The sequence below is a fragment of the Saccharicrinis carchari genome (assembly GCF_900182605.1).
Classification (GTDB): domain Bacteria; phylum Bacteroidota; class Bacteroidia; order Bacteroidales; family Marinilabiliaceae; genus Saccharicrinis; species Saccharicrinis carchari.
The window spans coordinates 409988-433569 of sequence record NZ_FXTB01000004.1 but is presented as its reverse complement, the minus strand read 5'-3'; the positions used below and the strand labels follow the sequence as shown (position 1 = coordinate 433569).

Here is a 23582-nt window from a genome sequence, read left to right as displayed (position 1 = left end):
ACATTTTCTCTTGCATAGCTGTAAATTTTAAAATTAGCTTACAAAGTAAATTGCTTATCGAATCTTAAACAAGATGTACTTCGTTGAAGGGTTACGGACAGAGTTCAGTTTACACTCCCCTTTAATTTCATTCAAAAAGAGTTTAATTTACACTCCCAACAACCGCCAACACACCCTTTTAAATTATTTACTCTCGTAGCGTTGGTTTTATTTCTTCGAAATACAATTTTAAAAATGCGTTTTTTATCTCATTACGCACTCTTATGAATTCGCTCCAAATAAATTCGTCGGTTCCTGATGCATTGGATGGGTCGTCAAAACCAATATGTAAACGCTGTTTTACTTTCCCCATAAATGCGGGGCATGAGTCGTTTGCTCCACCGCAAACAGTAATTACATAATCCCAATCTGTGGCCAAAAATTTATCAACTGAATCGGAAGTATGGTGGCTGATGTCGATACCAATTTCTGCCATTGCCTTAATGGCTTTGTCATTCAATTTGCCGGATGCTTCTGTACCTGCAGAACAAACTGTAATCGTTTTATCAAACGATTGTAAAAAGCCGTGTGCCATTTGGCTTCGGCAGCTATTGCCTGTGCATAAAATTAACACCTTCATATCTGTAAATTTTTATTGTTAACACTACATATCAATACAAAAATATTCCTCTACAAAGAATCTAATGAAATGAGATTTAAAGCACCAGATTGAACAAATAACCAAGAACAATGATGAACAAGGTGATGATACCAAAGAAAACACCTATTAACTTCCACTTCATTACTTTTTTCAATAAAGTGGCCTCTGGCAATGACAAACCCACAACGGCCATCATAAAAGCAATGGCTGTTCCAAGCGGCACCCCTTTGGCCACAAAAACCTGTATAACCGGAACGATACCTGCCGCATTAGCATACATAGGAACGGCAAGGATTACAGCCAGTGGAATGGCATACCATTTATCGGCCGACAGAAAATCTGCAAAGAAATTTTCCGGGACGTAACCATGCATGGCAGCCCCAACGGCGATACCGATAATTACATACAAAAGTACTTTTCTAACAATATCCCATCCATCTTTTATAATCGCCGGAAGACGATCTAAAAAAGGCATTTTTTCGCTATTCCATTCCTCATTTTCCTGTATGGCATTTTCCTGTATTTGGCGTACCCAATCGCTAAGGTATTTGTCGAGTTTAAGTTTTCCCAAAACAATACCGCCAATCATACCCATTAAAATCCCCGATCCCGCATAGATGATTGTGGCCTTTAATCCAAACAGCCCTAAAAACATGGCAACCGCCACTTCATTAACCAGGGGTGAGGTTATCAGGTAAGCAAAGGTAACACCCAATGGAATACCTCCTTTTACAAAGCCGATAAACAAAGGAATGGATGAGCATGAACAAAATGGGGTAACGGCACCAAAAAATGAGGCGAAGAAATATTCCAGCCCATACATTTTTTTTGTTGTAAGATAAATTCGCAAACGGTCAACAGGAAAATAAGCATTGATAATGCCCATCAAACTGCTGATGAGGAATAGAAGAATTAATATTTTTATGGTATCGTAAAAGAAAAAATTGATAGCAGCCCCAAGGTGTGATGCGGGTTTAAGGTTGATGAAATTATAAGTGAACGCATCAACCAAACCGGGTAAATAATGGTACAATGCAATTATAAGTGGTAAAACAATTGCAATTGAAACTACTAAACGTATTTTGCTTTTATCACGCTGATGTACTTCTTCAGGGCTTTCAAGGGCACATGTAGCATTATTGGCTTTGCTCTCCCTTTTTAACAAAGAATTCAACTTATTCATTCGTCTCTTTTTGGTGTTCGTTAAAATACGAACAGGTAATGTAAATTTTTTTGGCCGGATAATCTATGATTAGTTAAGGTTAAAAATAAATTGTAACAATGTAATACAGGCCAACCACAATAAATATGACTGCAACCACTCGTCTGAACCAAAATTCGAAATTCTTCAATTTTTTGTAAACAATGCCGAGTGAACCCACACTAAAGGCAATAAGCCATGCAAAAATTATTACAGGTACTCCTGTGGCAATGGCGAAAAACAGGGGTAAATACAAACCGCTTGCGCTGCTTATTGTCATGGGCATGAGCATTCCGAAATATAAAACGCCGCTGTAAGGGCAAAATGCCAAGGCAAAAGTTATACCCAATAAAAGAACACCCCAAAAGCCGTTGTTCGATTTATTTTCCATCTTTTCGCTTAGCCAGCCCATGCCCGGAATTATAAGCTTTAAAACGCCAAGCATAAACAAACCGATTATAATCAAAAGAGGCCCCAATAATTTTTCGCCCCACTCCTGAAAGAACCCTGCAAACTCGAATTGGCTGGCACCAAAAAAGAAAAGTAAACCAATGATGGTATATGAAATTGCTCTACCCAAGGTATAAACCAAACCGTTCACAAAAACCTTACGTTGGCTAACGATGTCTTTACTGATATAGCCAATTGCGGTGATGTTGGTGGCCATAGGGCAGGGGCTTATGGCGGTCATAAGCCCCAGTATTAATGCTGTAAAAATTGGAAACTGCGATGTCTCCAAAAAGTTTTGAAGTACCTCCATGCTTACCTCATTGAATCAATGGTCGATTTCAGTTTGCTCTTTAATTTATCGGGATTACTGCGGGCATTTAAAAACGCTACGTTGGTAAGATCTTCTTTTTTGTCTCCGTTGGTAATTAATAGTGCTGTTCCGTTAATTTTATATTGCGCTACCAATGTGTTGTTTTTTTCTTCTTCCCTGTTAATGGATTCAAAAGTAACTTTGTTGCCATAATATTCCGTAATGGCCTCTTTAGAAACCGTTTCAACAGCTTCACAAGTTGCGCAACGGCGTGTTGAATGGAAATAATAGGCTTTTACTTCACCTGATTTTGCATTTTCGGGGATTGTTACTTTTTTATCGGTTGAATTATCGGTTGTTGTTCCCTTGCAGCATTGGGCTGAAACGGAAATTAAGCCCATTAAAAGGAGAAAACCTAAGGTGTTAATTATACTTTTCATTGTTGGATTGATTATTTGCTTAGTAATTTTGTGAGTTCATCTACCGAGGGAACTTTTCCTTTTACCACCACTTGGCCATTAACAACCACGGCAGGGGTTGTCATCACGCCAAACTGCATAATTTCAACTATGTCCTCCACTTTCGTAATGGTGGCATCAACCCCGGCTTTTTTTACAGCTTCGCGGGTGACTTTTTCAAGTGATTTACATTTTGCACATCCTGTGCCCAGAACTTTTATTTCCATTTTTGCAAGTTTTAAATTTTCGAGATCCATATTGTTTCGCTTTTTTATTCACTATTTGTAAAACAACGTACATTATTTGTAGATTTTTTAGATCTTCAAAAACTGTTTAAAAAGTTGTTGTGCTTCTTGCCAGTTTTCGGTGTTGATACAATATTTAATTCTTGGCGATTCTATTTCTCCCTGAATTAATCCGGCGTCTTTTAATTCTTTCAGGTGTTGCGATAAGGTTGATTTTGCAATGGGTAATTCATCACTTAAGTTGCCGCTGTAACAACAACTTTGGTTCGATAGCAACTCCAATACATACATCCTTACCGGATGCCCCATGGCTTTGGCGTAGCGGGCTGCACGTTTTTGCTTGTCGGTAGTAACTGATTTGATATCCATACCTGTTCGTAAATTTACGAACAAAAATAGATATCTTTTTTAGCTTCAACAAGTCAATTTTATTTTTTTTGTGTATTAAATTAACAACACATGGGTGAATCGATGTTCCATTTTAATGCTGAAATAAAGTTTTGGGGTGATGTTGTTTATAGAATGATTAGTTTTGTTGAGGAGGTTTTTTTATAATCGTTTGTATGAATTGTTTGTTTCGGGCCAAACAAAATACAAGCTGCTATTTTAATATTATGCGGTACTGCAGGGCTTTTATTTAGGACTAACAAGCAGATTAAGATACTGGCCTATCTTACAATCGGTGATATACTTATTTTTTCTTGAAAAGATCTTTCATTCTGTTTAAAAGACCTTTACGTTTTTTACTTCTTTCTTCTTCGTCTTTATCTTCCTCATCCGTTGGTTTTAGTTTACGTGGATCCGGATCTTTCTTTCCCCATCTGAAAATATTGTCAAAAAAGGAACGGTCGGGGTTATCCTCGGAAAAATTGGCACAATCTACCATGGCCAAAAGATCTTCGTTCAGATTGGAGAATCGTGCATTCGTATACTTTCTGTAATTGGGATCCTGCTCCACTTTACGCATAAAAATACCATAAATAGGCAATGCCATATGCGCGCCTTGCCCCAACGCTGTGCTACGAAAATGTACCGCAGGGCTTTGCGCGCCTACCCATGCCCCGGCCACTAAGCTGGGGGTGTATCCGATAAACCATCCGTCGGCATTATTTTGAGTAGTGCCTGTTTTGCCTGCCATTTGGCTTCTGAGTCTATATGTCGAGCGCAAACTGCGGGCAGTACCGTTGTTAACCACCTCCTGAAGCATGTAGTTCATCAAATCTGTAGTTTGCCTGTCCATAACCGGAAAACCTTTAATCTGTGGTTCGTGTTGGTACAAAACTTTGCCAGTTCTGTCTTCGATGCGCAGCAGGCCAAAGGGTTCTATCTTGCTGCCATTATTAGCAAAACAGGCGTACACGCTCAGCATTTCCTGCAGGGATATTTCGCCGGTTCCCAAGCTGATGGAGGGTACGGGGGGTAAACTAGAGTGTATCCCCATATTTTTAGCGAGTTTAAGCACCTTGTCAACTCCTGTTTTAATCATAATTTCGGCCGTGATGGTGTTAACGGAATTGGCCAGACCACCCTTCATGGAGTAATACCCCAGGTGGTCTCCATTTGAATTGGTGGGCGACCAATCGTCGTATTGATGGTATATGCGTCTTTCGTTTGAGAAATAATCGCAGGGACTCATTCCGTCCATCAGTGCCGCTGCATACACTATAGGTTTAAATGTGGAGCCCACCTGGCGTCGCGAAGTAACATGATCGTACTGAAAATATTTATGGTTAACGCCGCCAACCCACGATAGTATTTGGCCGTTATGCGGATCCATTACCATAAAACCGGTATTTAAAATTTTTAAATAATGTTTGATGGAATCGATAGGGGAGAGCTTTACTTTTTTTTCGTTGGGATAGGCAAATACGATCATCTCCTTTAGCTTTTCCATCTCAGACCGAATTTCATCTTCTGATTTACCCGAAGCTTTAAGCTTTTTATAACGCGCTGATGCGTGAAGTGCATTATCAAAAACAGCCGGTTGATTTTTCCAGGGATCTCTGTTTTTCCAATGATTTTTAAATTGGGTTTGCAAAACTGCCATATGTTGTTGTACAGCTTCATTGGCATATTGCTGCAGGGTAGGGTCAATGGTGGTATATATTTTTAGGCCATCTTTGTACAAGTTGTATTCATCGCCGTACGTATCACTTAAAATTCCCTCCACTTTTTTGCGTATAAGTTCTCTAAAGTAAGGTGCAATACCGGTGTTGTGATCTATTCTACGGTAGTTCAATCCCAAATCGGCTTTTTTTAGTTCCTCGGCCTCATCCGCAGCAAGAAACCCGAACTCTGTCATCCGGTCCAGTACAAGATTTCTTCTTTTTAGCGAGTTCTGCGCGTTTACCCTTGGGTTGTAAGCCGTGTTGGCGGCCAGCATTCCTACAAGTACGGCAGCTTCTTTGGCTTGCAAGTGCGAGGAATGCTTGTTGAAATAACGTTGCGATGCGGCCTCGATGCCGTACACATCTTCGCCAAAAGGTACGGTATTTAAATATAAGGTTAGGATATCTTCTTTTGAATACACGTCTTCGAGCCGCGAAGCAATAAATATTTCTTTAGATTTATTGATGGGCATAGAGAAAGGCCCGTAGTTTTTGCGCGGATATAAATTTTTGGCCAGTTGCTGGCTTATGGTGCTTCCGCCTCCCTGCGATTTATTTTGTAGCAATATGGTTTTAAACAATACCCGGCCGAGGCTAAAAATATCAAAGCCTTCGTGTTCAAAAAACCGTTTGTCCTCGGTGGCTACCAGCGCATTTTTAACATGCTTGGAGATACGCTTGTTCTCAATGCTCATCCTGTTCTGGTAGTAATATTTGCCCATCAAAACTGAACCCTCGGCATATACCTCCGAGGCCACATCGTTATCTATTTGAGCCAGCTCAGTTTTGTTGGGTAGGCGGCCAAAAAAACCCAGGTACACCAACAGCAGAAAAACAAACACTGCTCCACCCATCACGGCTCCTGCCTTTAGAGATAAAATAAATACCTTCTTTTGCCATGAGTTATGCGTACGGGTTTTTGTCGAAGATTTTCTTCGGGATGCAGGCTTTAATTTGGATTTTCTTTTTTTTGCGGTCATTACGTAGCGTGTGTCGATTGATTAAGCGTAGACAAAGATAATGATTTGTGAAAAAAACATTAGGGTTATTTTGTTGGAGGGATCAAAAAGCCCTCTTCGCCTAATTCCAGGTAAAATTGTTTTAAAAAAAGTATCATGTAGCTGTGTCTTTGCAGCGCCATCTTTTTTCCTGTAGATGTTTCCATTCGGTCTTTGAGTAAGAGTAGTTTCTCGTAAAAATGATTGATGGTAGGGGAGTTGTTGTTTCTGTATTCGCAGGTGTTATGGTATTTTTGAGGGGCTACAGTTTTGTTGTATATCTGTCTGTTTCTGCTGCCTCCGTAATGAAAAGTGCGGGCAATACCAATGGCTCCCAATGCGTCCAGCCGATCGGCATCGCGTACCACTTTTTGTTCAGGTGTGAGTGGATATGTTCCATCGAATTCGGCACCAAAGGATACAGAACGGATAATGTTATTAAGAAGCTTTATGGTTCTATCGTCTAACCCAATTTGTTGTAAAAATAAATTCAGCTCGCACTCGGCTACGCTTTTGTTAAATAGTTTTTCATCCGTAAGGTCGTGGAGCAATGCGCCGGCTTCAACCAAAAAAGTATCCGCCTTCTCAATTTTGTTTATTTTCAGGGCATTGGTTCGTACTCTTTCAATATGTCCCATGTTGTGGCCTGCATCTACGGTGTCCATTTTATCCGACACATAGCGGTGGATGAACTTAAGCAGTAAACTATTGTTTGTTTTCATAGGTGTAAATATAGCTTTTAGTATCGCAATCAAAATAAATTATTGCTACATTCACCCACAAAAATAAAAAAGCCGGAATGGCCCGAGAAAATTATTCACAGTTCTAAAATATACATGAAGCAATATTATTAATAATGGCTTTTTAATCTGAATTTTGAAATTGTGATATGCTCGGAATATTTGGGGTTTGCAAAATTGTTTTAAGAATGAAAAAAATACTTGCATTTCTTTCGGCTCCCTATTTAATGGGAACCTTATTTTTAGTTTTGGCTGCGTCGATGGGCATTGCCACTTTTGTTGAAAATGATTTTGGAACAAATGCGGCTAAAGCATTGTATTATGATTCGTGGTGGTTTGAAGGTATATTCGTCCTGTTGGGCATCAATATGTTATTAAACCTTAGCAAGCCACAGTTATGGAAGAAAGGCAAAATATCTATTTTATTGTTTCACATGTCGTTTATTGTTATTTTACTGGGGGCTGCCCTTACGCGTTATGTGGGATACGAGGGGATGATGCATATACGCGAAGGGGAATCTACTAATAAGTTCCTCTCTTCGCGCACTTATATCTCGGGTTTTGTGGAGCGCAACGGCATTAAAGCGGAAGTTAGCGAATCGGTTTTGATGTCGGAGCGGAGTCAGAATTATTTTAAAAAGAATGTGAAGGTAGATGGGAAAAGAGTGAAACTGAAAAGTATTCGGTTTATAAAAAACACCAACTTAATACCCGCAGAAGATCCTAACGGAAAACCACTTGTTTCGCTGGTCGTGTCCGTCGGAGGTGGCCGTAACACACTTAACCTTTTCGAGGGCGAATATGTAAAGGTGGATAATTACTCCATTGGTTTTGCCACTGATGTAGACTGTGATTTTAATATCTACCCACAGGATGATCAGTTGTTTTTTACTGCTAAGCATAATGTGTTTACCACCAATATGGGTACTCAGGAAAAAACAACGCTTGACTTAAGCGAACCGCAGGTGTTTTACAGTAATGTGCTGTACGGTACAGGATCGTTTTTTATGGTGCAAACCAATTATATGCCACAGGCCTCCTTAAAGGCAGTAGCCGCAAAGCCCGAAGAGCAAGGTAGTGGAATGGAACTGGTAAGCGTGAGAGTAAAAGTGGGCGACTTAGAAAAAACCATGGACCTGCAAGGACATAGCAGCGCGGTAGGTCAATATAGCGAGCTTAAATTGGGCGATGTGAGCGTGAAACTCCGTTATGGTGCAAAGGAACTAACGGCGCCATTTCACATACACCTCAACGATTTTCAGTTGGAAAGATATCCCGGATCCGAGAGTCCTTCGTCGTTTGCCAGCGAGGTAACCTTAAAAGATGATGAAAACGGGGTGGTTAAGGATTTCAGGATATTTATGAACAATATTTTAAACTATAGAGGATATCGTTTTTATCAATCATCGTATGATATGGACGAACAAGGAACTGTACTATCTGTTAACAAGGATTTGTGGGGCACCCTAATTACTTATTTTGGTTATTTTTTAATGACGCTCACCATGATTCTTTCCCTATTAGCATCGAAAAGTAGGTTCCGTTATATGGGCAAGCGTATTTCAAGCATCGAGGCAAAGAAAAAAAGTTTAGCCATGTTACTTGTTTTGGTCTTTGCCGGAACTATGCAGGCACAAGATATTGATGCTTACATCAACGTGAGCGAACAGCAGGCTCAGCAGTTTGGATCTATTTGGGTGCAGGATGCCGGGGGACGTATAAAGCCTATGAATTCTATGAACGGCGAAGTAATGCGAAAGCTGGTAAAGCACAACCGGTTTAAGGGATACTCGGCCGACAGGGTGGTGCTGAGTATGTTAAATAATACCGAAGCATGGCGAAACGTTCCGTTGATTACCGTTAAAGAAGAATCCATGAAAAGCATTGTGGGCAACAGCGGTACAAAAGCTTCTTTTGGTGATTTTTTTGGACCTTCGGGTAATTACAAATTGCATAAACAAGTAGAGGAAGCCTACCGAACAAAACCGGCCTACCGAACCAAATTTCAGAACGAAGTTATTAAGGTGGATGAACAGGTTAATGTATTTTATTTGGTGCAATCGGGACAGTTATTAAATATTTTTCCTATACCCGGCGACACACAGGCTAAATGGCTCACCCCCGGAAAGACACACCCTGGATTGAGTGAGGGGGACAGTTTGTTTGTGCGAAATGTATTTTCGGTGTATATGCAAGCGCTCAGCAATGGCGATGAAGAGCAGGCCACAACGTACATGGATGCGATATCCAAATTCCAAAACAAATTTGCCGGCGAAATTCTGCCTTCTGAAACCGCAGGTAAATTGGAAATAATGTACAATGAAACCAATGTTTTTTTGATGATGGCTCCTGTGGTGTTTTTTGTAGGATTCATCTTACTCATATTTCAGTTTGTGTTTTTATTTTTACCCAAAAAATCACCTAAAACTATTATCCGCATAGGAGCAGGTATTCTTGGTTTAAGTTTTATAGTTTATACAGCCGGCCTGGCGCTGCGGTGGTACATATCGGGGCATGCGCCATGGAGTAATGGTTATGAGTCGATGTTGTATATTGGATGGTCCATGCTACTGGCGGGTTTAGTGTTCAGCCGTAAGTCGCCTATCGCACTTTCGGTGGCCGGGGTGTTTGCGGGTATCGTACTAATGGTGGCTCATCTTAGTTGGATGAATCCGGAGATAACCAATTTGGTTCCGGTATTAAAATCGTATTGGTTAACCATACATGTTGCTGTTATTGTAGCCAGTTACGGCTTTTTGGGTCTGGCGGCGCTCATGGGCTTTTTCAATCTTATCCTTATCGGTATTAAAAAACGACATAAGGAAGATAAGGTTGATTATTCGATTATCGAACTGAGCAGTATTATGGAAATGTCGCTAACAATTGGATTGTATATGATAACTATAGGCTCCTTTTTGGGCGGTGTTTGGGCCAACGAATCCTGGGGTCGATATTGGGGATGGGATCCCAAGGAAACATGGTCGTTAGTTACGGTGGTTATATATGCCTTTATTTTACACATGCGATTTATACCCGGATTAAAAAGTGTGTTGGCGTTTAATGTGGCTTCGGTAATAGGTTTTTCATCTGTTATTATGACTTATCTGGGCGTTAATTACTATTTAGCCGGCATGCACTCTTATGCCAAAGGCGATCCCGTGCCTATCCCCGATTTTGTATATTATACCGTAGTTACTATATTAGTTGTGGCAGGTTATGCCATTTATAATTCGGAACGTTTAAAAAAGATGGCAACAAAAAATGAGTAACAATCATTTCGGAAAAAGTACTGTACTTCGGTCGCTAGAGGCGGAGAACAAGCATCTGAAAAACATACTCAGCAAATTTGTCAAGGCTGATTGTAAGTCGGGATTTCATCCATATCCACAGCTTATAGCGGATATAGAGGCTTTGCTCCACCAGGGGGAAGATGTGGAAACAACACTACAAGCATGCATAAAACAAATTGGAGAGTGCTGCCATGTGGATCGTATTTCATTCTTCTCCTTCGATGAGCAACAACAGGCCTACATAGCGCAACAGCAATGGGTTAATGGAAAAGTACAGGAATATCATCCGGGTGAATTGACTATTACCGCTGACGAAAATCCGCTGATACACTCTAATAGCTGTGGTTGCTTTGTAAGTAATGATTTAAAGTCTGATCTGAGTCTTTCGCTTTCCGAAAAGTTTGAGATTTTTAATGTAGCCTCATTATTAATTGTTCCGGTTGAATTGGAGTCATTCAAAAATGGGATGATGGTACTTGAATCGTGCCTGTTTTCAAGGGAGTGGTATCCTTTTGAAATCGATACGATGCAACAAGTAGCGGGTTTTATGTCGTTTGGACTTAATAGAATAAGTTATAAAAACCGTGTAAAAAAACTAACAGACGCACTTGCTCAAAAAGAGGAGGAATATAATGAGCGTTTTGCCGAGCTAATGATTCAGAATAAGGATTTGGCACTTGGCGAGCTACTCCTCAAAGAAATGTTGGATGCCCTATCACCTATAGTGCTCATCACGGAAGAAGCGGAAATAAAGTATGTAAACAAACCGGCATGTGCAATATTGGGTAGTAAGAGCAGTGAATTGCTTAAAGAAAAAATTTCCAGCATTGTTCATCCCGATGCATTGTCGGAATTTGAAGAAGCACAGTCCAGAGTGCTTGGCGGGAATGAATATACAGGCAGGCTGGTGTTTTGTCTTAAAAATGGAGATGAGGTGGAGATGGAGATGACCGGTAAATTGCTTCGTTTCGACAAACAAAGGTATGGATGTTTTGCTCTAAATGTATGCGTCGATGTAAAGCAAAGTTCTCACATATCTGCCAACCAGCTTAAAGTGTTGAATGAAGAGCTTGTATTGGCCAAAGAAAATGCCGAAAGATCGGATAGACTAAAATCCGAGTTCCTCTCAAATATCAGCCATGAGTTACGCACCCCACTCAATGCCATTGTTGGCTTTTCCTCCTTACTCAAAGACAGTAAGCTGCCACCAGGCGAAGTAGATGATTACGTAGATGTAATACTGAAAAACTCGGATAGCCTAATGGAGTTGGTGAATAATATAATTGATGTAGCTAAAATTGAAAGTGGCTCAATTGCGGTTGTAAAACAAAAGGTAAATCTGACTGCACAGTGTAACGAGTTAAATGATATTTTTCTGAACAAGGTAGCGCTTGAGCACAAAGGAAGGGTGCGCCTTATTTGTTCTTTACCCGAGGGTGGGCCTTATCATCTTGATACCGACCCGGCTCGTTTGCGTCAGGTGCTGGTTAATTTAATTGGTAATGCTATCAAGTTTACACTTAAAGGTTTTGTGGAATTTGGTTTTAGTTTGGAAAAGGATGCTTATCGTTTTTTTGTGCGCGATACAGGAATTGGAATTTCAAAAGCCAAACAACAAGTTATATTTAAACCGTTTAGTAAAGGACAGGAAAGCGAGCATAACATGTATCAGGGAACCGGTATAGGCCTGGCCATATGCGAAAAACTAGTAAATGCCCTGGGAGGTGAAATAGGACTGGAGTCAGATGCCGGCAAAGGTGCAGAGTTTTTCTTTACGCATCCTATAAATGATGTGCCTATATCCAACAAAAAACAAATTTTCAAGCTATCTACTCCATTGCTGCCAAAAAAATATTACTGGCCCAATAAAATGATGCTGCTGGTGGATGAAAACAGCAGTACCCACTTGCAAATGCGTAAATATATTGAGGACACCGGAATTACCCTCATTTCGGCGCGTACCGTGGCCGGCGCCAGTAAGTTGTTGATGAATAGAAAAGATATCCACCTGGTATTAATGGATAGGCCATTTTCCGATTCGGATGGAGATAACCTGGTAGATATTATAAAACAGCTTAATAAAAATATGCCTGTGGTTTTACATACCGAAAACGCAGATAGCCTGAACCCACACGATATGGGGAAGAATTTTGATGCTTGTATTACCAAGCCGGCACCTAAAGATGACTTGCTAACCCTGCTGGATGGTTTTTTAGTAGAGGGCGAAAACTGATAGCCGGCACTAAAAGCCTATTAAAATCCCGGCCCCGCTATCTTTGGAGTGTTACACTCACCGATTTCATTTGACCACCCATGGGAGGGTTTAACTTCGACACTTTAACGCGCACCCAATCAACCAATTCAAACTCAAGACGTATGCTATTTAAAATCCTTTCGGCAAGATGCTCTAACAGGTGTGATTTTTTGTTAATCTCTTGTTTTGTAAGTTCATATACCCTTACATAATTTAATGCATCCTGTATGTTATCGCTTTCACTAGGTTTTTGTATATCTAATTGGATGGCAATGTTCACGGTAAAACGATTGCCTACCTTTTGTTCTTCTTTAAAACAGCCATGATAGGCGTAAAACTCCATTTCGTCTAACTCAATTATTCCTTTTTGCATAACTTATTCGATCGTATTACTTATGATAATATTATACTTGTTTGCCTGCCACTGAAAGAGGACAAAGTTATGGCTTTTTAACACAAATAATCGCCTTATTACGTTAAAAGCTTTATTTTTGCGCAATGTTGTTTTTTATCAATTCATCAGGTACTGCATACCGCGAATTTTGAATGCAATATATTAGCTAAATCATCGCTTTATTATAATTTTCCTATGAATACAAAACATGCTGAAAATAATCCGGAGATGGTAAAATCGAATTTTATCCATCAGGAAATTGACAAGGATCTGGCCAAGAATATCAATGATGGTGTGGTGCTTACGCGTTTTCCGCCCGAACCCAACGGATATTTACATATTGGACATGCCAAATCCATCTGTTTAAACTTTGGTTTGGCCCAAAAATATGGCGGAGCCTGTAACTTACGTTTCGATGATACCAATCCGCTTAAAGAAGATGTGGAGTATGTAGATAGTATAATGGAAGATGTGCGATGGCTCGGATTTGAATGGGAGGGAGAGGAGAAATATGCCTCGGACTATTTTCAACAGCTGTACGATTGGGCGGTAAAGCTCATCAAAAATGGTAAAGCCTATGTGGATGATCAATCGGCCGAAGATATAGCCAGGCAAAAGGGTACACCCACCCAAGCCGGCGCCGAAAGCCCATGCCGCAACCGACCGGTGCAGGAAAACCTGGATTTATTTGAGCGAATGAAAAACGGTGAGTTCGCCGCGGGCCGAAAAGTGTTGCGGGCTAAAATAGATATGGCCTCGCCCAACATGCATATGCGCGACCCCTTGATGTATCGCATTATACATAGTTCGCACCATCGAACAGGTGATGATTGGTGTATTTATCCCATGTACGACTTTGCGCATGGACAGGAAGATTTTATAGAGGGTATTACACACTCCGTATGTACCCTCGAGTTTGAGGTACATCGTCCTTTATACAATTGGTTTTTGGATCAGATTATTGAAGGTGATAAGGACTTGATGAGCAGACCAAGACCACGACAAATTGAGTTTGCTCGGTTAAACCTGAATTATACCGTTATGAGCAAACGTAAATTGCTGGAGCTGGTGGAAAAAGAAATTGTGGACGGCTGGGACGATCCGCGCATGCCTACGGTATCCGGATTGCGGCGCAGGGGGTATACCCCCGAATCTATACGAACCTTTGCCGATAAGGTAGGGGTGGCTCGTCGCGATGGGGTAATAGATGTGGCCTTGTTGGAGAGCTGTGTGCGCGATGACCTGAATAAACGAGTGGCACGCGTAAATGCAGTGATAGATCCTGTTAAATTAATTATTACCAACTACCCCGAGGGGCAAGAGGAGTGGGTAGAGATAGAGAACAATCCTGAGGATGAAGCGATGGGCATACGCAAGTTACCCTTTGCCCGCGAAGTGTATATTGAACGGGATGATTTTATGGAAGACCCACCCCGGAAATTTTTCCGTCTCGGCCCCGGACGTGAGGTACGTTTGAAAGGGGCTTATGCTGTTACTTGTACCGATTACAAAAAAAATGCGAACGGTGAAATAGAGGAGATTTATTGCACCTACGACCCCGAAACCAAAAGTGGTGCAACAACGGTTAGTCGGAAAATAAAAGGTATTTTACATTGGGTGGCAGTTAACCATGCACTAGATGCCGAAGTGCGTATGTACGACCGGTTGTATAACCACGAAGCGCCTGCATCACAAAAAGATGCGGATCATATAGATTTTATCAATCCGGATTCCTTGAAAGTAATCACGGCTAAAGTGGAGCCATCACTTCGTGATGCTTCAGTATTGGATAAATTTCAGTTTCAACGGGTGGGCTACTTTTGTGTAGATAGGGAATCGACGCCGCAAAAGCTTGTTTTTAACCGAACGGTAGCCTTAAGAGATAGTTGGGCAAAGAAGAATTAGAGATAACGTCAAATAAAAAAAGTAGTAAGCCCCAAATAATTCAGCAGTATTTGGGGCTTACTATTTTTAAAATAAGAGTATGTTGCTTAGCCGATTATTTCTACAGCTTTTTTTATCCTTGCCATTGTTTCTTTTCTTCCTAAAATCTGGGCTATAGTCATCAGGTCGGGACCAAAACCGCCTCCTACCAGCGAAAGGCGTAAGGCATTCATCACCATACCAAAACCCATTCCTTTTTCTTCAATTTTGGCCGATATACACGCTTTAATGTTTTCGGCTTTCCAAGCGGCTATGTTTTCAAATTCTATTGGAAGGGCAGCCATAAAGGAAGGCACTTCACCTTTCCAGCATTTTTTTATCATCTTGGCATCATACGTGTCGGGCGCAACAAAAAAGAACGACGCCTGGTCCCATATGTCCGAAACAAAGTTGATACGTTCCTTCACCAGAGATACCACTTGCATACGCAATTCAATGGAGGCATCCAACCCCTTTTGGCTCAGTGCACTGGCAAACTCATTTGCCAACTGTGCATCGTCCAAATTAACAATATATTGATGGTTGAACCATTTGGCTTTCTCGGGATCGAAGCGGGCACCCGATCTGTTGACGCGTTCCAACGAAAAAGATGCAATCAGTTGATCCATTGTAAATATTTCCTGTTCGGTTCCCGGATTCCATCCCAGCAATGCCAATAGGTTGACCACTGCGCCGGGCAGGTAACCCGACTCACGGTAACCTGAGGCCGTTTCGCCATCCGGAGATGTCCATTCTAAAGGAAACACCGGAAAACCGGCCTTGTCGCCATCGCGCTTGCTAAGCTTGCCTTTGCCGGTGGGTTTTAGTATCAGCGGGAGATGAGCAAACTCCGGGCATTCGTTTTCCCAGCCCAGCGCCTTGTAAAGCATAATGTGCAGGGGCAGCGATGGTAACCATTCCTCACCTCTGATAACGTGTGTTATCTTCATCAGGTAATCATCTACCACATTGGCCAGGTGGTAGGTGGGTAAGCCGTCCGATTTAAAGATGACCTTGTCGTCGAGGATAGTGGTGTTGAATTTTACTGCTCCCCGTATTATGTCCATGGCCGAAATATCTTCGTTGGCGGGCATTTTAAATCGTACTACGTAGGGAGTGCCGTTTTTAATCTTTTGTTCTACCTCTTGCGGTGTAAGCGTTAGGGAGTTTTTCAAACCCTGACGGGTGTGCATGTCGTACGAAAATTTAGTTTTGGTGGCTTCCGCGGCTTTTCTCTCTGCATCTAGTTCTTCCGCTGTGTCAAAGGCATAATAGGCCCATCCGCTTTTGATTAAACGGTCGGCATAATCCAGATAAATATCCTTTCGCTCCGATTGTTTGTATGGCCCATATGCACCCCCCTGTACAACCCCCTCATCAATAGCTAGGCCCAACCAGTTTAAGGCTTCATTTACATAGGTTTCAGCACCTTCTACAAAGCGGGTCTGGTCAGTGTCTTCAATGCGAAGGATGAAATCGCCACCGTGTTTTTTAGCGAATAAATAGTTGAAAAGAGCGGTTCGTACACCGCCAATATGTAACGGTCCGGTAGGACTTGGTGCAAAACGCACCCTTACTTTTTTTTGTGACATGTTTACTTTTTTTGCAAAGATAACAGAATAGATTATGGGACAATAGACTTTTGAGCAATAGACTTGTATCCAAAAAAAGACAAATAATAAAAAAGCTCCTTTTAGGAGCTTTTTTATTCTGTTTTATTTTATTTGTTCGAGGTACGTTTTCTGTACCATGTGTAGCAAGTCGATATCTATATGTGGGTTGTAAATTCGTATCATATCCTCAATTTCAAAATTGTTGTGGAAGTGTCCCAATGCGGAATCGAACATACCTCCCGACCAATTATTTTTTGCTTTTCGGGTGAGTTCTTCAAACTCGGCCCATTTTACAAAGCGTGGTATTGAAATATAACCATGATCTTTTTCTACCTCGTCAAAATACAATCCCGGTTCTACCTGGCGCAGTTTAAAAAACTTTTTTAAACGAATGATGCCGGTTGAATGAATTTTTTTTGATGGTTTTCTTTTAAACACAATACCCTCGTCCATAAAGGCCGTCTGTAGGGCTTTTATCTGGTCGTACTCATCTAAATGTCGTACTCTTATTACATGGTGTGTTTTGTTATAAATTGTAACGGTGCCGGCATCAGCATGAAAATACGATGGGAAATATTTTTTGATATTCAAGCGGGCACGAGTTACTTCTTCCAGCGTATAGAGGTGATCTATTACCAAATAAATATAAAGGGGTTTTGAATCCTGTGGTGTCTCGCCGTAATAGCCATAATATCCCGGAAAGGGTTCGGGGGCTTCTAGCACAAAAGTATTAGGCAATATTTTTTCGTCCATGGTAACCAATTGCTCCTCTTTGAGCAAGTTACCGTACCTTTCTATTATTGGGTTGTCAATCATAATACTTGTTTTTAAATGAGGATATTTAGTTTGTGATTAAGGTACAAAAAATCTTTAAAAAAACGACAAACTACTTTTATATCTGAATTTATTTTATCAAAACGATGAAACGTATTATGGAATTTACCGGGATAATATAAATTGAAAACTATTTCACTACCCCTTTGAGCAAGGGTACAAAAACAAATTGACCAAACTGCTCCTGACTGAATTCACTCTCCGAATCGCGGGTGATGCGGGTCATTACTTGAACATTGCCGCTGCCTACCGGTATCACCATTAAGCCACCAATGCATAGTTGGGTTAGCAAATCTTCCGGTATTTGCGGAGCTCCGGCAGTAACAATTATTTTATCGAAAGGAGCCTGTTGGGGCAGTCCTTTGTATCCGTCGCCTAAAAAAAAACGTGGTTTGTATCCCATACGGGGCAATAGATGGCTACTTTTTGCAAACAGTTCTTTTTGGCGTTCGATGGTAAACACCTTGGCCCCCATTTCGCACAATACGGCTGCCTGATATCCCGATCCGGTGCCCACTTCTAATACTTTGTCGCCTGTTTTAATTTGTAACAACTCTGTTTGAAAAGCTACCGTATAAGGCTGCGATATGGTTTGACCTGCTCCAATTGGAAAAGCCTTATCTTGATAAGCAAACTTGATAAAGCTACTTTCAAAAAACAGGTGGCGCGGAACTGCCCCGATTGCATTGAGTACAGCTTCGTCCTTAATCCCTTTTTTAGCGATGTCGTCTACTAATCTGTTTCTTAATCCTTTATGCCTGAATGTATCCATTGTGAGTTTTAATGATTGGTAAAATTAATGCTTCCCGATAAAATATTGCCTTTAAAGACGCTCTTTTTACCACAAAATATTTATCGCACCGTTCGCTGTCATTATTATTAATCCTATATTAGTGGGCAGTGAGTGGCTGAACCTTAAATAATAAGCAAATTGAAGAAAGATACTACATTTAAAAGAATTGACGATAAAAAGATAGTATGGTATCATCTCGGGGCTGATGTAGTGGCCCTTATATTGAGTCATATTATTTTTTTGGATAAATACCAATCGGCATATGATAAAAAATTGTCGTCTTTTCTTCCCGAACAACTTCAGTCTTTCAGCATTCCAATTGTCATATCTTCGCTTATCGTGTTGTGGATTATCGCTTTTTATGTGTCGGGACACTATAGCAATTCTGCCCGAAAGTCGGGACTTCAGATTATAGGTCCAACCTTTGCTACAAGTTTTGTGATGGCTATTTTGTTGTTTTTTATTTTAGATAGTTACACGCCCATACATCTTAAAAGCAATGCACTCCAACTGTCGCTACGATATTTATTGGTTGTATTTGGCTTAACTTTTTTCTTTAGAATGTTGATAATTGCCCGCTTGCACCATCTGATTGTAAAGGGTAGATACGGTTATAAAAAAGTGCTTGTCGGCAATAATGATCAGGCACTACAGCTAATTAAAAGGCATGGCAAAGTGCCAGCTCTGCAACAAGAGTATTTGGGTTATTTAGCGGACGATAATGATGAGCAGGGACATGATATGACGGCTTATCTGCCTTGCTTGGGAAGCATTACACAAATAGAATCATTGGTTAATAAAGAAAATGTAGATGAGGCCATTGTTTGTTTATCTCCCGCTAATCAAAAGGCTATTAGTAGGGTAATTAGTCATTTGCGGCAAGATGAAATTCTCATACGCCTTTTAACCGATATGAGTTCGATGATTGATGGCACCTTGAAAACCCAAAACCTGGAAACCCTGCCTTTTATTACTATCAGTACACAAAAACTGCCCGTATGGCAGCGTTTATTTAAGCGCAGCTTTGATTTAGTGGTGGCATGGTTGGGTACGATAATTTTGGCGCCCCTGTTTGTTGCATTGGCCATAGCAGTTAAAGCTTCATCCAAAGGACCCATTTTTTATAAACAGGAACGTATCGGACGGCATAAAAAACCGTTTATGATTTATAAGTTTCGTTCGATGGATGTAGATGCCGAGAAAAATGGCCCCGAGCTTTCCTCTGTCAACGATCCCCGAATTACCCCCTTGGGTAGGTTTATGCGCAAGTGGCGATTAGATGAGCTGCCACAGTTTATAAATATTATATTGGGAGATATGTCCTTAGTTGGACCACGACCGGAACGGAAACATTTTATTGATCGGATATTGCCAATAGCCCCTCACTATGCCTATTTGTTTACCGTTAGGCCCGGCATAACCTCATGGGGTATGGTTAAATATGGATATGCTGAAAATGTGGAGGAGATGATTGAGCGGCTGCAATATGATATTTTGTATCTCGAAAACAGAACCCTGGTAGTGGATTTTAAGATTCTGCTATTTACCTTAAAAATCTTGTTTAAAGGTGAAGGGAAGTAGTGTTGGCTGAAATTAATGGGGACGAAGGGCGCTTTGGTTCTTACGTCTAATTGAACAGTTTGAGCAAACATCAATTAAATTTATCCGGATACAGCGGGATAGGTTAGGTTTAGCTGTATTGTTCGAGGAACTTATTATAGCCGTTTGGCGGTAAAAAATATTTTTATCGGCAAGCATCCCGCCTGATGCGCCATATCGGTGCGGCTGTATGCTCGGTTGTCGGGAAACGGAATATAATTAACTTAATTGAGTATCTAAATGAAGAATTGATTTTATTATAAATGATAAGCTGGTAATGGAATAGGTCAGCTTGTTAATAGCGGTACATCTCAATTAGTCATAATGAAATCTGCATTTTGCAATCTACAATTTATCATTTTTTAACTCTGTAAATTAATCTGTGTTCATTGTCAATTCTCCACGGCAAGTATCCTTTGTACTTGTATTTTAAAGGCTCGGGTTTTCTAAACGCAGAAAATGGATTGCACGAACTGTATTTTTTAATTCATTTACCTTTTTGACTATCTTTTGATCCGCTTTTTGCCAATACAAATAATCTATAATACGACATGGAACCGCAGCACTGGTGCATATAGATTGTTGGCATCAGGTCAGAGATCGGGATCGTTAGTCAAATGCCTACGAGCGGGAGAGAAAGCTGTTTTTGCGTGCACTTATTTTTGGGCGGAAAGGTATTACAAACAGCGGAATGCTACTCCGCTGTAAATAATAAACGTTTCATATAACCGTCATACCCAAAGCGCTCAAAGAGCGCTTTTCAATCTCTTCCATGTTAACGGAGCAGAAGGGGACGGAGGGGGCTCTGTTTTATTTCTTTATCATTTTAAAAACTTTATACCCATTATTGGCACCTATCAGATGAACCAAATACATACCCGACGGATAATCGCCTACTTGCAGGCTGGCATCATTGGTAACTATCTTTTTATCCATTAAAACAACTCCTGTAATGCTGCTTATTTTTATTTGTTTCAAAGGATTATCACCCGAAAAAACGTGCAGGGTTTCTTTAACAGGGTTTGGTGCTATGTGGGCATTGTTAAAATAAGCAGGATCGCCCACGCTCACGTATGGGGCAAATCCATTTAGTTTTTTTTGCGAAAACAATGCAAATTCACCCGCCTGCAAGGTGTAAGACATATTAAGGTCGTTAACCAGGATACTGTCGCCATCAAAATGATTGTACCAGTAACCGGTGGAGCTAAACTTGGGGAGCAAGGTTTTCTGAACCACATCAAAATTACCTACCAGCCTAATGTCGGAACCGGCATGATTTAAGGCTATAAGTTTTGTGGCTGCTGCTACCTCCATACTGTAATCGGTGGTGGAAAATACAGGCTCTTCCTTTTTTAAATTTATTATGGTACTGTAGGTATCAAACAAGTGCATACGGTTCTCGTTCTCCGTGTAATCCCACTTGATAGGCTTGCGGCCCGTGCGACAATTATTCTCGTTCGATTCCATGCAATAGTTTATGCTGTAGTCGTAACCCAGCTCGCCAAACTGCCAAATCATGTTGGGGCCCGGTATGCTCATTAAAAATACCGCGGCGGCTTCGCTACGTTTTAAACCAGTTTTTACATCTTTTACATTATAAGTGCCGCTGCTATTGCCATACTCAATATTCTTGTACATGATGCGCTCCTCATCGTGGCTCTCCATGTAATTGATTATGTGTGCATTGTTCCAGTTTCTTTTTTTATAGGATGCCCAGGAAAAATCAGATTTTCCACTTGTGTTATAACCCATGGTAGCCTCGCTAAAGTTATGGTTATGATTGCCCCACAGTAAAATGCCATGATTAGCCAGCACTTTCTCTTCATCATTATCGCTCAGGTGCTCAAACGACACGATGGCATCGGCTTTCACTTTCCATATCTCATTGGCCATTCGGGTTAATATGTTTATTCGGCCCTGATCGTACGCACTGGCCCAATCACCTTCGGGATAAGGCTTATTGCTAAACCCTTTGGTAAAGTCGAAGCGGAAACCGTCGATCTTATATTCTTGTAGCCAGAACGAACAGATACTATCCACCAGTGCTTCTGTATGGGGGCTCTCGTGATTAAAATCGTAACCCCATTGCGCGGCTGGTTCCAGCATATTGTGCTCGCGGTTGTACCAGGGGTTGTTGGCCGCGGGCTTACCTCCGTCGAGATACATGCGTGCAAAGGGCGACTGGCCAAAGGAATGGTTTAGCACCATGTCCATGAGCACGGATATTCCGTTTTGGTGGCATACATCAATAAACTCTTTATAATCGTTGGCCGTTCCGTAGGCCTTGTCGGGCGCAAAATAAAACGAGGGGTTATATCCCCAACTATCGTTGCCTTCAAACTCGTTGAAAGGCATCAGTTCGATGGCGTTAACGCCCAATCGTTTAAAATAAGCCATAGAATCGGTTACCGTTTTAATATCGCCGTTGGCCGTAAAATCGCGTACGTGCAGCTCATAAATAACCAATTTAGAAATATCGGGATTAGTGAAATTTTCTACGTTCCAAGTATATGCAGCTTCGTTAATTTTAAATACCGATGCCGCGTGCATGGTTTGTCCGGTGGGATATTCTTTTAGATTGGGATATACAGTTGCGGGAATATAATGATCCTCGGCATCCAATGTTTTGTTGGTGTAGGGATCGGCTATCCTTATCTGTCCGTCTATAAAAAACTGGAAGGCATACTCTGTATCCGGATTCAAGTCATTTATTGTAAGCCAAAAATAATCACCATCTTTTTTCATCATATAATTATCGTTGGGCAACCAATTGTTAAACTCACCTATTACATGCACAAAGGTTTTATACGGTGCAAAAAGCACCATGGTCACTGAATTGTTGCCAATAACATTTACGCCTCGTTTTAATCCGGTGGGCATGGTTTCATTAGCTACAGCGCTTCGCACAAAAAAATCGACGGTCTGGCTCACCGTGGTAACTCCATCTGTAGCTTCGGCCTTAAAGGTATGTTTGCCCACGCTTCCGGCGGTAAAAGTGCCTTGCAGCGCATTTCCGCTTCCGACGCTTACCTCAACCTCGTCAACAAATACCTTTATGGAGCCAGCATTGGTGGCCGAAACATCAAAAGGCACAGGACTGCCTGTTTTAAAGACCCCGGACGCAAGGGGCGCAATTATGCTCACGGTAACATCTGTGGTGGTAACAACAACAAAAATATCTTTATTATCGGCAGTTTTGCCCTCCTTACTTCCGTCGGCATTCCGGAATACAAAGGCCAGTTTGTTGATTTTTTCGCCTGCCGGCACGCCATAGAATTCGCGTATGGAAGGACCGATTATCAAGCTGAACTTGTTATTGCCGAGCGAGGTCAATTTACATTCCGGAATATTTTCGTTCCATCCGGCTTTCACGTACTTCCAGTCGCCATCGCTCGTGCTCTCCGAAGTTATCACACCCGTGTGGGCATATACATCGCCTGTATGCCCAATAAGCCCCTTGCTCCCTTGAGAGGCATCAAAAGTTATGGTTAGGGCCTGATTGTCCACCGGCGTTTCAGGTGTTGTGGTAATTACCTGAGCACCGGCGTATAATCCCAGCCACATCAAAGTGACCATCAAACCCATTTTTTTATCTAAATTTCTCATCGTATTTAATATTAATGTCGTGTACAGTTCGTTCTTTGTTACTTGAGATTAACCACCAAAGCCCCTCCATCTCCCCGAAAATGGGGGAGAGAAGATAAAGCGCTCTTAGTGTTCCTTGTGCATTCA

At 41.2% G+C, this 23582-nt stretch carries 18 protein-coding genes; 4 read left to right on the top strand and 14 right to left on the bottom strand.

Annotated elements, in window-relative coordinates; genetic code table 11:
- Nucleotides 1-187: 187 nt before the first annotated feature.
- From FN809_RS10430 to FN809_RS10395, 8 genes are all read right to left on the bottom strand, one after another.
- The gene (locus FN809_RS10430) at nucleotides 188-619 is read right to left on the bottom strand and encodes an arsenate reductase ArsC (RefSeq protein ID WP_142533452.1); all 432 of its coding nucleotides are present in this window, start codon (nucleotides 617-619) and stop codon (nucleotides 188-190) included.
- A gap of 76 nt (nucleotides 620-695) precedes the next feature.
- Nucleotides 696-1823: a permease gene (locus FN809_RS10425; protein ID WP_142533451.1), complete on the bottom strand. Its 1128-nt coding sequence runs from the start codon at nucleotides 1821-1823 to the stop codon at nucleotides 696-698.
- Between the two features lie 79 nt (nucleotides 1824-1902).
- Nucleotides 1903-2601 carry an aromatic aminobenezylarsenical efflux permease ArsG family transporter gene (locus tag FN809_RS10420; RefSeq protein WP_142533450.1) on the bottom strand — a complete coding sequence of 233 codons (699 nt, stop codon included), beginning with the start codon at nucleotides 2599-2601 and terminating at the stop codon, nucleotides 1903-1905.
- A gap of 2 nt (nucleotides 2602-2603) precedes the next feature.
- On the bottom strand, nucleotides 2604-3041 hold the full coding sequence (locus FN809_RS10415; protein WP_142533449.1) for a nitrophenyl compound nitroreductase subunit ArsF family protein: 438 nt from the start codon (nucleotides 3039-3041) through the stop codon (nucleotides 2604-2606).
- 11 nt (nucleotides 3042-3052) lie between these two features.
- Nucleotides 3053-3286 carry a thioredoxin family protein gene (locus tag FN809_RS10410; protein ID WP_142533448.1) on the bottom strand — a complete coding sequence of 78 codons (234 nt, stop codon included), beginning with the start codon at nucleotides 3284-3286 and terminating at the stop codon, nucleotides 3053-3055.
- An 87-nt stretch (nucleotides 3287-3373) separates the two neighbouring features.
- A complete protein-coding gene (locus FN809_RS10405) occupies nucleotides 3374-3673 on the bottom strand; it encodes an ArsR/SmtB family transcription factor (RefSeq protein ID WP_142533447.1) in 300 nt (99 codons plus the stop codon).
- A 322-nt stretch (nucleotides 3674-3995) separates the two neighbouring features.
- Nucleotides 3996-6392, bottom strand: coding sequence for a transglycosylase domain-containing protein (locus FN809_RS10400; protein WP_142533446.1), 2397 nt, complete (start codon nucleotides 6390-6392; stop codon nucleotides 3996-3998).
- Between the two features lie 65 nt (nucleotides 6393-6457).
- Nucleotides 6458-7132 (bottom strand): HD domain-containing protein, encoded by a 675-nt coding sequence (locus FN809_RS10395; protein WP_221929403.1) that lies wholly within the window; start codon nucleotides 7130-7132, stop codon nucleotides 6458-6460.
- Nucleotides 7133-7338: 206 nt separating this feature from the next.
- On the opposite strand from FN809_RS10395, the gene ccsA reads away from it, so the two are divergent.
- Both ccsA and FN809_RS10385 read left to right on the top strand, forming a co-directional pair.
- Complete coding sequence (ccsA, locus tag FN809_RS10390) at nucleotides 7339-10419, top strand: cytochrome c biogenesis protein CcsA (protein ID WP_185957531.1); 3081 nt, start codon at nucleotides 7339-7341, stop codon at nucleotides 10417-10419.
- Nucleotides 10412-12673: an ATP-binding protein gene (locus FN809_RS10385; RefSeq protein ID WP_142533444.1), complete on the top strand. Its 2262-nt coding sequence runs from the start codon at nucleotides 10412-10414 to the stop codon at nucleotides 12671-12673. The genes ccsA and FN809_RS10385 overlap by 8 nt, the downstream gene beginning before the upstream one ends.
- A 37-nt stretch (nucleotides 12674-12710) precedes the next feature.
- On the opposite strand, the gene folB is transcribed toward FN809_RS10385, so the two are convergent.
- Nucleotides 12711-13067: a dihydroneopterin aldolase gene (gene folB, locus FN809_RS10380; RefSeq protein ID WP_142533443.1), complete on the bottom strand. Its 357-nt coding sequence runs from the start codon at nucleotides 13065-13067 to the stop codon at nucleotides 12711-12713.
- Between the two features lie 216 nt (nucleotides 13068-13283).
- Here folB and FN809_RS10375 point away from each other — a divergent pair, with 216 nt between their 5' ends.
- On the top strand, nucleotides 13284-14993 hold the full coding sequence (locus FN809_RS10375) for a glutamine--tRNA ligase/YqeY domain fusion protein (RefSeq protein ID WP_142533442.1): 1710 nt from the start codon (nucleotides 13284-13286) through the stop codon (nucleotides 14991-14993).
- A gap of 86 nt (nucleotides 14994-15079) precedes the next feature.
- Here FN809_RS10375 and gltX read toward each other — a convergent pair whose 3' ends face one another.
- From gltX to FN809_RS10360, 3 genes are all read right to left on the bottom strand, one after another.
- Nucleotides 15080-16603, bottom strand: a complete 1524-nt coding sequence (gene gltX, locus FN809_RS10370; protein WP_142533441.1) for a glutamate--tRNA ligase — start codon at nucleotides 16601-16603, stop codon at nucleotides 15080-15082.
- Between the two features lie 123 nt (nucleotides 16604-16726).
- Nucleotides 16727-17440, bottom strand: a complete 714-nt coding sequence (locus FN809_RS10365; RefSeq protein ID WP_142533440.1) for a hypothetical protein — start codon at nucleotides 17438-17440, stop codon at nucleotides 16727-16729.
- A gap of 148 nt (nucleotides 17441-17588) precedes the next feature.
- Nucleotides 17589-18230 (bottom strand): protein-L-isoaspartate(D-aspartate) O-methyltransferase, encoded by a 642-nt coding sequence (locus FN809_RS10360; protein ID WP_142533439.1) that lies wholly within the window; start codon nucleotides 18228-18230, stop codon nucleotides 17589-17591.
- Nucleotides 18231-18389: 159 nt separating this feature from the next.
- Here FN809_RS10360 and FN809_RS10355 point away from each other — a divergent pair, with 159 nt between their 5' ends.
- Entirely contained in the window at nucleotides 18390-19832 is a 1443-nt protein-coding gene (locus FN809_RS10355; protein ID WP_185957530.1) for a sugar transferase, read from the top strand.
- Between the two features lie 373 nt (nucleotides 19833-20205).
- Here the strand turns inward: FN809_RS10355 and FN809_RS18200 are convergent, their stop codons facing one another.
- Complete coding sequence (locus FN809_RS18200; protein ID WP_262709423.1) at nucleotides 20206-20337, bottom strand: type II toxin-antitoxin system YoeB family toxin; 132 nt, start codon at nucleotides 20335-20337, stop codon at nucleotides 20206-20208.
- A gap of 323 nt (nucleotides 20338-20660) precedes the next feature.
- Nucleotides 20661-23456, bottom strand: a complete 2796-nt coding sequence (locus tag FN809_RS10345; RefSeq protein ID WP_246095574.1) for a DUF4961 domain-containing protein — start codon at nucleotides 23454-23456, stop codon at nucleotides 20661-20663.
- Nucleotides 23457-23582: the final 126 nt, after the last annotated feature.